We start from the raw sequence: 12,845 nt of genomic DNA on the forward strand, positions 1-12,845 counted from the left end.
GCCGGGGACCGGCGGCCTCGGGCGAGTGCCGGGGCCTACCAGCCGAGGAGGTGGGTGCGGTGGGTGAGGGCGGCGAGGACGGAGCCGGCGGTGGCCTCGGGGGTGAGGGCGGTGGTGTCGAGGCTGTGGGTGGCGGGCTTGGGGGCCGGGCCGGCGTGGAGGACGACGTAGTGGAGGGCGGCGCCGGTGGTGCGGCTCTCGCGGCGGAAGGTGTCGAGGGCGGCCGGGGCGGCGGAGGCCTCCACCACGACCTGGTAGCCGCGGGTGGCGTAGGCGAAGGCGGCCTGGGCGGCCGCGGCCAGGGCGGTGGCGTTCTGGCGCCCGGCCTCGGGCAGGTGGGGCGGGAGCTGGCCGCTGCGGATGACCCGCAGGAAGTCGTCCGTCCGCAGGTGGACGCTCGGGTTCAGCTCCCGGGCGAGCAGCTCCGCGACCGGGCTGTTCCCGGCCCCGGCCGGGTCGACGAGGACGAGGACGCCCCCGGCGCCACGGCCGCCCCCGAGCTCCGGCCCACCTACGGTCGTACGGTTCACAGCTGCTGATCCCTTCGCGGGCCGGGGACGGACGGGGAGCCGGGGCGGGGCGGTCGGAGTGCGAAGGGGCTGGTCGGCCCATATCCGGACAACCGACCGCCTCGTCCCTACGACTGATGCGTTTCGGGGATCAACCTAGTCCAAACGGGTGGCCCGAGTCGTCCCCCATCCGGTTCCTGGGCGGGTCGGCGGACCGGTCGGTGGCCGCCCGGCGGCCGGTCGGGGGCCGGTCGGTGGCCGGGCGGTGGCGGTGCGGCGGGGCAGCCGACGGGGAGTCGGGGGCGGTGCGGCGGGCGGTCGGGGCGCCCGCCGCGGGCCGCTACCGGTCCCCGGTGCGCAGCACGACCGGGTTGGTGAGCGCCGCCATCGGGCCCCAGGGCAGGTCGGGGCCCATCGCGTTGCCCTTGCCCGGGGTGCCGTCCGCCTTCGGGTGGCGCACCTCGGCCCGGACGTACGCGGCGAGCGAGGCGGTGGTGCGCCAGACCACGGTGCCGGCGCCGTCGGCGGGCAGCGACTCCTGGTGCATCTGCCCCTCGTCCGTGAGCAGGCGGACCGTCCCGCCGGGCACGCCGGAGACGGTGAGCCGGACGTCCAGCGGGGCGTCGCCCGGGACGGTCAGCTCCTCGCCGACGCCTGCCCGGCGGCCGTGCCCGGTCACGGTGAAGTCCACCTCGACGGCCGGGGATTCGGCCAGCCAGCTGCGCCCGGCGCGCAGCCCGTCGAGGATCGCGTCCCGGGTGAGGTCCTCGGCCAGCACCACGGTGTGGGGGGAGCCGATGACCTGCGGTTCGCTGTGCGCGTCGCTGTTGCCCAGGGCGGGCAGCCAGGAGCGGCCCTCGCGCAGGGCGACGGCGAGCCGGCCGTCCCAGGTGTCCACCGCGGACTCGTCGTCGTACGTCCAGGGGCCGTTCCACACCTCGACGGCGTCGGCCTCCTCGTAGCCGAACTTCCACTGGCAGGCGACGTAGGGGCAGTACGGGTGCGCGGGCACGACCAGGCCGCCGGCCCGGTGGACCTGGCGGACGAAGCGGGGGTACTCCTCGTCGCGCGAGCGGTAGCGCCAGTCGACGAACTGGCCGGGCTCCAGCCCGAGGGCCAGCCAGTGGCCGTTGCGGGTGGTGATCTCCTCGCCCGGCAGGATCAGCAGGTCGGGGCCGGCCAGCGGGCCCCAGGCGGCGTGCGAGGAGCTGGTGTTGTGGTCGGTCGAGACGATGAAGTCGAGGCCGGCCGCGCGTGCCCCGGCCGCCACCTCCTCGGGCTTGCGCCGCCCGTCGGAGTGGACGGTGTGCAGGTGGCAGTCGCCGCGGTACCAGGCCCGGCCGCGGCCGCGGGCGCGCTCCGCCGGGTACTGCGGGGTGAACTTCGGCCCGGGTGTGCCGAACCGGAGGGTGACCTCGACGTGGTAGTCCAGGCCCTGCGGGGCCACCTGGTAGGGGCCGAGGACCACGTGCCAGGTGCCGGGGTTGATCGGGCCGGGGAGGTAGCCGGGGGTCGCGGCGCCGCGGGAGAGGCTGAACCCGGTGCGGAAGCCGCCGGACCAGCCGCGGAAGCCGGGGCCGCCGAGGTCGGTGCCGCGCTCGTCGAAGATGCCGATGTCGCAGGAGTTGCCGGGGGTGCCGGCCGGGACCGGCGGCTTGTCGTAGCCGTAGGTGACGGCCATCTCCCGGACGCCTTCGGGGACTTCGACCGGGAGGTAGACGAAGTCGGGGGCGCCGGTGGGCAGGTGGCCGGTGAGGGTGAGGGTGCGGTCGGTGGGGGTGGTGCCGGGGCCGTCGGCGGGGGCGGCGTGCGCCTGGCCGGCGGTGGCGGCGAGGCCGAGGGCGGTGGCGGCGCCGGTGGCCAGGCCGGTGCGGAGCAGGTCACGGCGGGCTGGCCCGGCGGCCGGCGGGGAGGCGGGCTGGTCGGGGCGCGGTAAGGCGGACGGCACGGCGGACGGGGTGGTCGGCTGGTCGGGGCGCGGGGTGCTGGGTTCGGTCGGCATCGAGGCCTCCGGATCGGGGCGGGCGGGTCGCTCGCGTGCCTACCCCGGCGAGTGAACCGGGGGTGAGTCGGGGCCCACGGGGGCGGGGCGGGTCGGTGAAGAGGGGCCGGGCGGGGGCGGGGGCGAGTTGCGGGGAGTGACGAATGGTCGGTTCATTGTCATGTCATCGGTTTATATGAGAAATAGCGGAAAGGGGAGACGGACGTGGCGGTGAGTCGGCGGACGCTGCTCATGGTGGTGGCCGGAGGCGCCTTGGCGGGGTGCGGCGGCAGGACGGCGGAGGCCGGCCCGCCCGCACCGGCGGGCTCGGACCCGGCGGCCTCGGCGATACCGTCCGCCGCGCCGGCCGTCGCACCCTCCACCTCCACCTCCACCTCCACCGAGCCGCTCGCGACGCCGTCCGGAGGGCCTGCCGAGGCCGCCGCCGCACCGACGTCCGCACCGACGTCCGCGCCGGCGCCCACGCCGTCGCCCACCTCGACGCCCGCGCCGGAACCCGCGCACCAGCCGACCCGGGCCCAGGTGGTCGAGCGGTACGGGGCGCTGGCCCCGAGCGAGTGGGGCCTGGAGGTCTCCGGGGTGATCACCGACCTGCCGGACGGCGAGAGCGCCACAGCGCTCACCTTCGACGCCTGCGGCGGCCCCGGCGGCAACGGCTACGACGCCGACCTGATCGACTTCCTGCGGGCGCACGCCGTGCCGGCCACGCTCTTCCTGAACGCCCGCTGGATCGACGCCAACCCGGACGAGTTCGAGCAGCTCGCCGCCGACCCGCTGTTCGAGATCGGCAACCACGGCACCGTCCACCGCCCGCTCTCGGTCACCGGCCGCTCCGCCTACGGCATCGCCGGCACGGGCGACGTCGCCGAGGTGTACGACGAGGTGGCGGGCAACGCCCGGAAGCTCACGGAACTGCTCGGGCACCCGCCCCGGTTCTTCCGCTCCGGCACCGCGCACTACGACGACGTCGCCACCCGGGTGGTCGCCGACCTGGGCCAGCGCGTGGCGGGCTTCAGCGTGAACGGGGACGGCGGGGCGACGCTGCGGGCCGCCGAGGTGCGGCAGGAGTTCGCCTCCGCCCCGCCCGGCGCGATCGTGATCGGCCACCTGAACCACCCGGGAGGCGGCACCGCCCCCGGGGTGGCGGCGGCGCTGCCGGGGCTGCTGGCGGCGGGGCGGCGCTTCGTCCGGCTCTCGGAGGTGCTGTAGCCGGACGTCCCGGCCCGGGCCGGGAGGCCCAGGTGGCTTCAGGCCGGACGCCGCTGGCCGCCGGACGCATCGGGCCGGACGCCTCCGGCCGGGCCTCGGGCCGGACGCCTCGGGCCGCGCGCCTCGGGCTCGTCGGCTCAGGCCAGGCGCAGGCCGCCCGGGTGCTCCTCCTCGATGATCCGGACCAGCCAGTCGAAGACCGTCGGCCCCCGGCCCGCCCGGGCGGCCTCCAGCTCGGCGGTGATGCGCGCGCGGTTGGTGGGGTGGGCGTGGGCCAGCCGCAGCTCCAGCCGGCGGACCGTCTCCGGGTGGCCGAGGTTGCGGCGGGAGACCTCGTGGTGGCGCCACTCGATGACCCAGTCGCCGTCCTCGGGCGTGCCGTAGCCGCCGCGCAGGCAGTCGGCGAAGGCGTCGAGGTTGCGGCCGAAGTAGCCGTCCTCGCCGATGGTCCGCCCGACCACGTCCCAGAAGTCGTCCAGGGTCCTGATCCCGTTGCCGTCGATCACATACGTCACCGTCACGGGGTCGAGGATATGCCGCGTCGACGGCGGGTCGGAGGGCGCCGGGGAGATCGGGGAGGATGCCGGGGCGGGCAGGGGTGACGTCCGGCGGGACGTCAGGAGGGACGTCAGGGGGAGACGGCGATCGCGGTCGCGAGCAGCCCGTCCCGGACCGCCCAGCGGCCGTCGAAGCCGTCGAGCCGGCGGCCGTCGACCACCGGGCCCGGGACGAGCAGCCGGGCGGTGAAGGTGCCGTCCGGGGAGAGGTCCAGTTCGGCCTCGTCGAAGTCCAGGAACAGCCGGGTCAGCGGGAACCAGGCCTTGTAGACCGACTCCTTGGCGCTGAACAGGATGCGGTCCCACGGGACGCCCGGGTGCTCGGCCGCCAGCTTGGCGAGCCGCTGCCGCTCGACCGGCAGCGCGACGGTCTCCTGGACGCCCTCCGGCAGCGCCAGCGCGGGCTCGGCGTCGATGCCGACGGAGACGAGGACACCGGCCCGGGCGACGGCCGCGGCGCGGAACCCGTCGCAGTGGGTGAGGCTGCCGACCACGCCGTCCGGCCAGCTCGGCGCGCCGCGCAGGCCCGGGACGAGCGGCTGGTACGGGACGCCGAGCCGGGCGAGGGCGGTCCGGGCGCAGTGCCGGACGGTGGTGAACTCGCGGCGCCGCTTGTCGACGGCCCGGGCGACGGCCGGCTCCTCCTCGGGCTCCAGCCGGGCCTCCGGCGGGTCGTCGTAGGCCACCTCGGTCACCACGACGTCCGGCAGCAGGTCCCCGATCATCCGTTCCCCCCTCGGTCGGCCGCGCGGCCGGCTCGCCGCGCGGGACGAGGGTAACCCGCGCGGAGGGATCTTGGCGGGCGATCGGGGAGCAAGGCCGGGCGGCCCGGCTGCTCGGAGGCGGCCGCCTCCTCACGCAGCGCCCGGGCCTGGTGCGGCGGTCGTCACTGCGGCAGGAGCAGGTGGGCGAAGTCCAGCCCGAGGCTGCCGAGGACGGGCAGCGCGCCGAGGTCGGTCACGCCGGCGACCGGGATGCTGTAGCCCTGGTTCACCTCGCGGGGTGCCGCGTCGGCGGCGAGGGGTGCGGTGGTCGGGAGCAGGACGGTGCCGAGGAGCAGGGCGACGAGCGAGGTGCGCATCTGAGGGGGCCTCCGGAGGGGTTCGGGTGACGGGCTGTCAACACCCTCCGTGGTGGGGCGGTCACGCATCTTCGCCCCTTCGGCCGTATTGGTAAAGATGCCTGCCTTGTGTTCATGCCAACATCGCGAAGGTCTGGACCACCTTGCGGGCGGACGCATACCTTTCCTCCACGGGGGCGGACATTCGGGCGCCGAACTGTCGTGCGAATGCGTCGAGTTCCGAATGTCATGCTCATGACCTGAAGTGCACCCGCACCGCACCTGTACGGCACCTGCACCGCTCATGACCTGCACCTCAACCGGAGGGAACGAACCATGCGCGCCATCGGCAAGAACCTCAGGATCCTCGCGGGCGCCCCGCTCGCCGCAGCCGCCCTCATCGCCCTCACGGCCGGCTCCGCCAGCGCCGCGATACCGATCAACAAGCCCATGACCGGCAAGGCCACCTACTACAACGACGCCGGCTACGGCGCCTGCGGCACCCAGATCAACGCCGCCACCCAGATGCTGGTCGCCGTCTCGCACACCTGGTGGACCACCGCCAACCCCAACAACGACCCGGTCTGCAAGGGCATTTCGGTCAAGGTCACCTACCAGGGCAAGACCATCACCGTCCCGGTGAAGGACCAGTGCCCCTCCTGCGACTCCACCCACATCGACCTCAGCCAGCCGGCCTTCGCCAAGCTCGCCCCGCTGGACAAGGGCGTCATCTCCGGCCTGAGCTGGCAGTTCGTCAAGACCGCCCTGAACGGCAAGACCGTCGAGCTCTCCGCCCCGATCACCGGCTCCACCATCGGCTGAGCCCGCCCCTGACGGCGCTGCCCGCCCCCGCCTGGTCGCGGGGGCGGGCAGCGGCCCCGAGGGGCCCGGTGGCCGGTCGGTTGAACAGCGGGCGGGTGTCGGCGGTTCGGGATCACCGCCCACCGTCTCCGGGCGGCGCCCCGGCCTCCCCCAGTGGCGGCGCCATCGCCAGCAGCAGCTGGACGGCCGGCGGCGCCGTCCGCGGATCGTGGGCCAGCCCCAGCGTGACGGTCGGCACCGGGGCGGTGAGCCGGCGCAGGCAGACACCGGGTATCCGGAACACCCGGGCCCGGCCCTCCGGGATCGGCGCGATGCCGTACCCCGCCGCCACCGCCAGCAGCAGCTGCTCGTCGTCCGGTTCCTCCCGTACGATCCGCGGCGACCGGCCCGGCCACAGCTGTCCGGTGATCAGCGCGTGCATCCCGGGCCCGTTCTCCCGCGGCCACAGCACCACCGGCTCGTCCGCGATCCGGTGCCGGCCGATCCGGGCCCGGGAGCGGGCCAGCGGATGGCCGGCCGGCACGGCGAGCAGCAACTCCTCCTCGGCGATGACCCGGCAGTCGAGCCCGGGAACGTCCAGCGGCGGCCGGACGAACGCCGCGTCCAGCCGTCCGGCGAGCAGTTCGGCCACGTTGTGCGAGGTCCAGCCGGTCTGCAGGGCGACGTCCAGCCGGGGGTAGCGGTTGCGGAACTCCGTCACCAGGGCGTCGCAGGCCCCGCCCCGGGCCGAGCGGGTGTACGCCACCCGCAGCCGCCCCTCCCGCCCCTGGACCACCGCCGCGAGCCGCTCCTCGGCCGCCGCCACCTCCCGCAGCACCCGCCGCGCCTCCTCGGCGACGGCCCGCCCGACCGGGGTCAGCGCGCAGCCCCTGCTGGTCCGCTCCACCAGCTGCGCGCCGAGCTGCCGCTCCAGCGCCCTGACCTGCTGGCTCAGCGCGGGCTGCGCCACGTGCAGCCGGCGGGCCGCCCGGGTGAAGTTCAACTCCTCGGCCAGCACGGCGAAGTAGCGCATGCGGCGCAGATCGATCCGCAGATCCATCCGGCGATGATAAGCGCGGTTTATCGCCCGGGGACAGAACCGGTCTTGGACGGCCTGCGACGCGACCGGCTTTCCTGGAGACGGCCGCCGACACCCGGTGGGCGGCCCTTCGAGGGAGGAGTTCACGATGGACGTCGTCGTGGTCGGAAGCGGGATCATCGGGCTCACCACAGCGATCCGCCTTCAGGAGAGAGGACTTCGGGCCGTCGTGGTGACGGCCGACGGCCTGCTGTCGACGACCTCGGCCGTCGCCGCCGCCGTCTGGTTCCCCGTCGCCACGGGCACGAGCGGCCAGGTGGCGGACTGGTCCGCGACCGCCTTCGCCGAGTTCGCCCGCCAGGCCGCCGAGGGCGTCCCCGGGGTGTCGATGCGCAGCACCCGCATGCTGGCGCACGAGCCGCAGCCGGCGGGCCTGCCCTGGTGGGGCGAGGCCGTCCCCGACCTGCGCCGGCTGACGGCCGCCGAACGCGGACCGGAGTGCGCGGACGGCTGGTCCTTCACGGCCCCGGCCGTCGAGATGCCGCTCTACCTGCCCTGGCTGCTCGGCCGGTTCCTGGACAACGGGGGAGAGATCGTCCACCGCCGCCTCGACACCCTCGAGCAGGCCCTGGCCTGGGCGCCCGTGGTGGTCAACGCCACCGGAATCGGCGCCCGGCAGCTCTGCGAGGACCAGGCCGTGCACCCCGTGCGGGGCCAGCTCGTCCTGGTCTCCAACCCCGGCCTGCCCACCTCGACCCGCATCCAGGACGACCCGGCCGGCTACACCTACGTCCACCCCCGCAGCTCCGACGTCGTCCTCGGCGGCACCTTCGAGCCGGGCGACTGGAACACCGTCCCCGACCCGGGCACCGCCGAGGCCATCCTGGCCCGCTGCACGGCCCACATCCCGCAACTGCGCGACGCCCGCGTCCTCGGCCACACCGTCGGCCTGCGCCCCGCCCGCCACGGCGGCCCCCGCCTCGAAGCCGACCCGGACGGCCGGATCGTCCACAACTACGGCCACGGCGGCGCCGGCGTCACCCTCAGCTGGGGCTGCGCCGACGCCGCGGCCGCCCTGGTGGGCTGACCGGGGCCCCGGTGGCGACGGGACGCCGGGGATCCGCCCCCATCAGGGCACCCCGGCGGAACGTTTTCGCTACGGTTGCGCGCTGGGACCATCCCGCTCCACTCCCGAATTCCGTGTCTCCGGAGGAACCTTGGCCTCGATCACGCTCGACGCGGAGCGCCGCGTCCACGCCGACACCGGGCGCGTCCGGGTCACCGCCGTGGACGTCCTGCGCTCGCTCGGCTTCCAGATCACCTCGGAGATGGCCACCGTGGTGGAGGCCCGGCGCGGCTCCGCCGTCCGCTCGGCGATGCTCCTGCCCGACCAGGTGCCGCTGGCGGCCCGCCTCCACTTCGCTCCGGTCGAGGACGAACGCACCGCGGTGTCCCTGCACTTGACGGACCGGGCGATCTCGGTGATCGCGCTGGGCGTCCAGGACCCGTACGTGGCCGCCTTCCAGGCCGCGCTGCTGGCCCTCGACCAGGCCCTCGGCGGCCTCGACCCGACGGCGGCCGGGGCGGGCTTCCCCCCGCCCCGGTGGTGGACCCGCGCACCTCGGGCCGACGGCCTGGCCCGGCACCACGAGACCGGCCAACGCTTCGTCGGCGGGGTCGCCGCCCGCGTCAACGAGCGGCTCTCCGGCGGGCGCCGCTCCACCGGACCGTCCCTGTGGGAGGGCATCGAGCGCATCGTGTTCCGTTCCCCGGCCGGCTACCTGGCGATGGACATGGCCACCGCCCGCAGCCTGCTGGCGATCCCGGTGATGATCGGCAGCCGGCCGCAGGGCGTGCCGGACCAACTGGCCGCCGACGTCGCACGGTTGGCGGCCGTGGTGGAGGGCGGCCTCAGCTCGGGAGGGCTGGGCTCCGTGGAGGTGGCGGTCGCCGAGGCGGACCGCCCGGCCTTCGAGTTCCTGCACCGCCAGTTCGGCATCCGCTCGCGCCTGCCCGTCCGCACGCTCTGCACCTGCCGGGACTGCCGGCAGACCAAGGTGGTGAACCTGGACCTCAAGCGGCTGCGGCAGCGCAAGAGCCGGCTCAAGACGATCGCCTCCGTCGTCCAGACGACGTACGAGAAGGACGGCGACCCCAACCCCTTCCTGATCTTCGGGTCGATCTTCCAACAGTCCAGGATCGACCCCGACTTCGTCTGCGTGCGCTGCGAGAGCACCGTCGCCGACGAGCAGCCGGTGACCTTCTGCCCGAGCTGCGGCGACATGCGCACCGAATCCGTCCTGGACACCTGCTCCGAGTGCGGGCACGACTTCCAGGCCCTCGCCGCGGACCTTCCCGCCTGGGGCGCCGCACCCCCACCCCCGCTCGCCCCGCCGGTGCCACCCGCCCCGCCGGCCGCGCCGCCTCCGCCGCCGCCCGTCGCGCCCCCGATGCCCGCGGCTCCGCCGGCGCCGGGCTTCACCGCGCCCCGTCCGAGCTGCGGCATCTGCGGCGGCAGCTACCCGGTGCTCTGGTCCGTCCAGGTCCTCGACGGCCCCCACGCCAGACCGCTCACCGTCTGTGCGGCCACCCCCCGCTGCTCCCCGCCCTCCGTCGCCCCACCGGTCCGGATCCGCGTCTGAGGCCGCCCGCGGACGAGGCCCGCCGCCGCGCTCCCGCCGCGGCCCTGCCGCGGCGGACGGGGGTGCGGATCGCGGACTTCGTGCCCGGCTCGTACAGCTGGACGCGGGCCCTGGAACTGCTGCGGGACTGACAGGGTGGCTGATCCGGTGCGGTGATCCTTGCAGTGTGGGGGGTGGCCCGCGCCGGACCTCCGGCGGTAGCGTCCGGGCAGGTCAGCGAGGGTGTGGGAGGTTTCCGGTGGCGGCGGTCAACGGCGAGGTGTCGTTCTGGTACGCGGCGGACGGAGTGCCCGACCCGGGGCCGGCCCTCCCCGGGGACGCGGACGTGGACGTGTGCGTCGTCGGCGGCGGTTACACGGGGCTCTGGACCGCCTACTACCTGAAGAAGGCCGACCCCTCCCTCCGGATCGCCGTCCTGGAACAGCGCTTCTGCGGCTACGGCGCCTCCGGGCGCAACGGCGGCTGGCTGTACAACGGCTTCGCGGGCCGCGGCGCCTTCGCCAGGACGTACGGGCGGCAGCGCGCGGCGGCCATGCAGCGGGTGATGGACGAGGCGGTCGGGGAGGTCATCGGCATCGCGGAGGCCGAGGGGATCGAGGCGGACATCGTCCGCGGCGGCGTCCTCGAAGTCGCGCGCAGCAAACCCCAGTTGGACCGTCTGCGGGCCCACGTCGAGAGCGAGCGGGCCTACGGCGAGGGCCGCGTCGAGCTGCTCGGAGAAGAGGAGACGAGGCGCCGGATCGACGTCGCCGGCACCCTCGGCGGCTGCTGGACGGCGTACGGCGCCCGCATCCAGCCCGCCCGGCTCGCCCGCGGACTCGCGCGCACCGTACGCGAATTGGGTGTTGAGGTGCACGAGGGGACGGCGGTCACCGCGATCCTGCCCGGCTCCCGCTACCGCAAGCCCCGCGCCGTCACCCCGTACGGCACCGTCACCGCCGACCACGTGCTGCGCGCCACCGAGGGGTTCACCGCCGGGCTGCGCGGCGAGAAGCGCACCTGGCTGCCGATGAACTCCGCGATGGTCGCCACCGAGCCACTGCCCGCCGAGTTCTGGGCGGAGGCCGGCTGGGAGGGCCGCGAGGTGCTGGGCGACTTCGCGCACGCCTACATGTACGCGCAGCGCACCGCCGACGACCGGATCGCGCTCGGCGGGCGGGGCGTGCCGTACCGGTTCGGCTCGCGGACGGACTCCGACGGCAGCACCCAGGTGGAGACCGTCCGCCAGCTCCACCGCATCCTCGACCGGTTCTTCCCGGCCGCCGCCCACGCCCGGATCGACCACGCCTGGGCGGGCGTGCTCGGCGTCCCCCGGGACTGGTGTGCCACCGTGGAGCTGGACCGGCTGAGCGGACTCGGCTGGGCGGGCGGGTACGTCGGCAGCGGGGTGACCACCACCAACCTGGCCGGCCGCACCCTGCGGGACCTGGTGCTGGGCCGGGACACCGAGCTGACCCGGCTGCCCTGGGTGGGCCACACCGTGCGGCGCTGGGAGCCGGAGCCGCTGCGCTGGCTGGGCGTGCACGCGATGTACGCCGCGTACCACGCCGCCGACCGGCAGGAGGCGGCAGGGCGGGCCACCACCTCGCCGATCGCCCGGATCGCGGACGTCGTCGCCGGACGCTGAGCGCCCGGGTGTTGAACCCCCGAATGCCGAACGGGCGCCGAACGGGCGCCCGTTCGCGTGCGGGCGGCGTCCGGTTGACGGCCCGGCGGCGTGCCGCGCCGGCGGCGACGGCCTCCGGTGCGGTCGTCCCGCCAGGATGTGCGGATGACAGTCAACGAGGCGCAACCGCCGCCGTCGTCGCAGGAGCCACGGCCGTCGCGTCGATCGTCCGTTCGGACGTGCCGCCGAGCGGAGTCGGCCCGCAGCACCGACGGTGAAGGCGTGCTGAGGAGAACGCTGTCGGCCCTCGCGGTCGCCCTGCTGCTCTGCGCGCCCGGAAGCGGCGCGTGGGCCAGGTCGCCGGGCCGGCAGGTGGTGGTCGTCGACCAGGCCTCGCGCAGCGTGCTGGTGTTGCAGAGCGCCGAGGAGCTGATGGCCTACCGCGGGCCGGACCGGCTGCCGGTGGTCTGGGGCTGGAGTGCCGACCGGGCACCGGAGTTGGCGGATCTGACGCCCGCGCGCAGCTGGACCAACCCGGACGAGGCCAAGTCCCGCGTCCGGCACGGGCGGCGTTATCTGCTGACGACCGCCTCCGGTGGGCTGGCGGCCGTCGTGGAGACCACCACGGGCCGCGTCCACTGGGCGGCGGACCTGGGGACGGGCGCCAACCCGCACAGCATCGAGCTGCTGCCGGACGGCAACGTCGCCGTGGCGGCGAGCGCGGGCGGCTGGGTGCGGCTGTACGCGGCCTCACAGGGCCCGCGGGCCGCGGCGTACGCGGAGTTCCCGTTGCCGGGCGCGCACGGGGTGCACTGGGACGGGCGGAGCGGACTGCTCTGGGTGCTCGGTGACACGGCGCTGACCGCGCTGCGGGTCGGCGGCAGCCCGTCCGCGCCCACCCTGACCGCGGTGCGGAGCAGCGCGCTGCCGGGGCGCGGCGGGCACGACCTGGCGGGCGTCCTGGCGGCTCCCGGCCGGTTCTGGGTGACCACGTTGGCCGGTCTGTGGCGCTTCGACCCGGCCACCGACCGCTTCTCGGCCGTGCACCTGGCCGATCCGGCCGGCGAGCGGGACCTCAAGAGCGTCGGCGACGAGCCCGGCACCGGCCGCCTGCTCACGGTGGCGCCCGAGCACACCGGTCCGTGCGACTGGTGCACCTCGGTGATCACCCTGCACCGGCCGGAGGGGGAGCGGTCGCTGCGCGGCACGCATCTGTACAAGGCGAGGTGGTGGAGTGGCTGGTAGCAGACTTCGGCCCCCGGGGCGGCGATCTCGGCGCGCGCGTCGGAGATACCACCCGAAATGCGGACGGCATTCGGCTGATGGGGCATATTGTGTACACCGACAAACTACTCCGATGGAGGTCAGTTTCCCGTCGCGGTCCGCAAACCATCAGTCGACCCCGTTCGGCTGGGATAGC

The 12,845-nt window shown here is 75.3% G+C and carries 13 protein-coding genes; 6 read left to right on the forward strand and 7 right to left on the reverse strand.

The genetic code is table 11. The features are described from left to right. Window positions 1–35 precede the first annotated feature (35 nt). From ACFWP2_RS21170 to ACFWP2_RS21180, 3 genes are all read right to left on the reverse strand, one after another. A complete protein-coding gene (locus tag ACFWP2_RS21170; RefSeq protein WP_380453538.1) occupies window positions 36–530 on the reverse strand; it encodes an ATP-binding protein in 495 nt (164 codons plus the stop codon). A gap of 319 nt (window positions 531–849) precedes the next feature. Then, complete coding sequence (locus ACFWP2_RS21175) at window positions 850–2,511, reverse strand: CehA/McbA family metallohydrolase (RefSeq protein WP_380453541.1); 1,662 nt, start codon at window positions 2,509–2,511, stop codon at window positions 850–852. A 158-nt stretch (window positions 2,512–2,669) separates the two neighbouring features. Further along, window positions 2,670–2,975: a hypothetical protein gene (locus ACFWP2_RS21180; protein WP_380453543.1), complete on the reverse strand. Its 306-nt coding sequence runs from the start codon at window positions 2,973–2,975 to the stop codon at window positions 2,670–2,672. A 58-nt stretch (window positions 2,976–3,033) separates the two neighbouring features. Between ACFWP2_RS21180 and ACFWP2_RS21185 the strand changes: the two genes are divergently transcribed. Continuing rightward, window positions 3,034–3,720 (forward strand): polysaccharide deacetylase family protein, encoded by a 687-nt coding sequence (locus tag ACFWP2_RS21185; protein ID WP_380453545.1) that lies wholly within the window; start codon window positions 3,034–3,036, stop codon window positions 3,718–3,720. Window positions 3,721–3,857: 137 nt separating this feature from the next. Here the strand turns inward: ACFWP2_RS21185 and ACFWP2_RS21190 are convergent, their stop codons facing one another. The 3 genes from ACFWP2_RS21190 to ACFWP2_RS21200 all read right to left on the reverse strand — a co-directional run bounded on the left by ACFWP2_RS21190 (window position 3,858) and on the right by ACFWP2_RS21200 (window position 5,358). Next, entirely contained in the window at window positions 3,858–4,241 is a 384-nt protein-coding gene (locus ACFWP2_RS21190) for a barstar family protein (protein WP_380453550.1), read from the reverse strand. 107 nt (window positions 4,242–4,348) lie between these two features. Continuing rightward, on the reverse strand, window positions 4,349–5,002 hold the full coding sequence (locus ACFWP2_RS21195; RefSeq protein ID WP_380453552.1) for a 4'-phosphopantetheinyl transferase: 654 nt from the start codon (window positions 5,000–5,002) through the stop codon (window positions 4,349–4,351). Window positions 5,003–5,163: 161 nt separating this feature from the next. Beyond that, a complete protein-coding gene (locus tag ACFWP2_RS21200) occupies window positions 5,164–5,358 on the reverse strand; it encodes a hypothetical protein (RefSeq protein ID WP_380453555.1) in 195 nt (64 codons plus the stop codon). A gap of 315 nt (window positions 5,359–5,673) precedes the next feature. Between ACFWP2_RS21200 and ACFWP2_RS21205 the strand changes: the two genes are divergently transcribed. After that, complete coding sequence (locus tag ACFWP2_RS21205; RefSeq protein WP_380453557.1) at window positions 5,674–6,159, forward strand: cysteine/serine endopeptidase inhibitor; 486 nt, start codon at window positions 5,674–5,676, stop codon at window positions 6,157–6,159. A gap of 112 nt (window positions 6,160–6,271) precedes the next feature. On the opposite strand, the gene ACFWP2_RS21210 is transcribed toward ACFWP2_RS21205, so the two are convergent. After that, window positions 6,272–7,198 carry a LysR family transcriptional regulator gene (locus ACFWP2_RS21210; protein ID WP_380453559.1) on the reverse strand — a complete coding sequence of 309 codons (927 nt, stop codon included), beginning with the start codon at window positions 7,196–7,198 and terminating at the stop codon, window positions 6,272–6,274. 127 nt (window positions 7,199–7,325) lie between these two features. Between ACFWP2_RS21210 and ACFWP2_RS21215 the strand changes: the two genes are divergently transcribed. The 4 genes from ACFWP2_RS21215 to ACFWP2_RS21230 all read left to right on the forward strand — a co-directional run bounded on the left by ACFWP2_RS21215 (window position 7,326) and on the right by ACFWP2_RS21230 (window position 12,670). Next, entirely contained in the window at window positions 7,326–8,264 is a 939-nt protein-coding gene (locus tag ACFWP2_RS21215; RefSeq protein WP_380453561.1) for an FAD-dependent oxidoreductase, read from the forward strand. Window positions 8,265–8,394: 130 nt separating this feature from the next. Further along, window positions 8,395–9,819 carry a hypothetical protein gene (locus tag ACFWP2_RS21220; RefSeq protein WP_380453563.1) on the forward strand — a complete coding sequence of 475 codons (1,425 nt, stop codon included), beginning with the start codon at window positions 8,395–8,397 and terminating at the stop codon, window positions 9,817–9,819. A gap of 238 nt (window positions 9,820–10,057) precedes the next feature. Further along, on the forward strand, window positions 10,058–11,446 hold the full coding sequence (locus tag ACFWP2_RS21225) for an NAD(P)/FAD-dependent oxidoreductase (RefSeq protein ID WP_380453565.1): 1,389 nt from the start codon (window positions 10,058–10,060) through the stop codon (window positions 11,444–11,446). 261 nt (window positions 11,447–11,707) lie between these two features. Then, window positions 11,708–12,670, forward strand: a complete 963-nt coding sequence (locus ACFWP2_RS21230; protein ID WP_380453567.1) for a DUF6528 family protein — start codon at window positions 11,708–11,710, stop codon at window positions 12,668–12,670. Window positions 12,671–12,845 lie beyond the last annotated feature (175 nt).

The organism is Kitasatospora sp. NPDC058444 (assembly GCF_042721415.1).
GTDB lineage: Bacteria > Actinomycetota > Actinomycetes > Streptomycetales > Streptomycetaceae > Kitasatospora.

What these genes read in the sequence shown, in the direction of transcription:
- ACFWP2_RS21175 (WP_380453541.1), bottom strand. Translation starts at nt 2,511, where the DNA reads ATGCCGACCGAACCCAGCACCCCGCGCCCCGACCAGCCGACCACCCCG.
- ACFWP2_RS21195 (WP_380453552.1), bottom strand. Translation starts at nt 5,002, where the DNA reads ATGATCGGGGACCTGCTGCCGGACGTCGTGGTGACCGAGGTGGCCTAC.
- ACFWP2_RS21200 (WP_380453555.1), bottom strand. Translation starts at nt 5,358, where the DNA reads ATGCGCACCTCGCTCGTCGCCCTGCTCCTCGGCACCGTCCTGCTCCCG.
- ACFWP2_RS21205 (WP_380453557.1), top strand. Translation starts at nt 5,674, where the DNA reads ATGCGCGCCATCGGCAAGAACCTCAGGATCCTCGCGGGCGCCCCGCTC.
- ACFWP2_RS21210 (WP_380453559.1), bottom strand. Translation starts at nt 7,198, where the DNA reads ATGGATCTGCGGATCGATCTGCGCCGCATGCGCTACTTCGCCGTGCTG.
- ACFWP2_RS21215 (WP_380453561.1), top strand. Translation starts at nt 7,326, where the DNA reads ATGGACGTCGTCGTGGTCGGAAGCGGGATCATCGGGCTCACCACAGCG.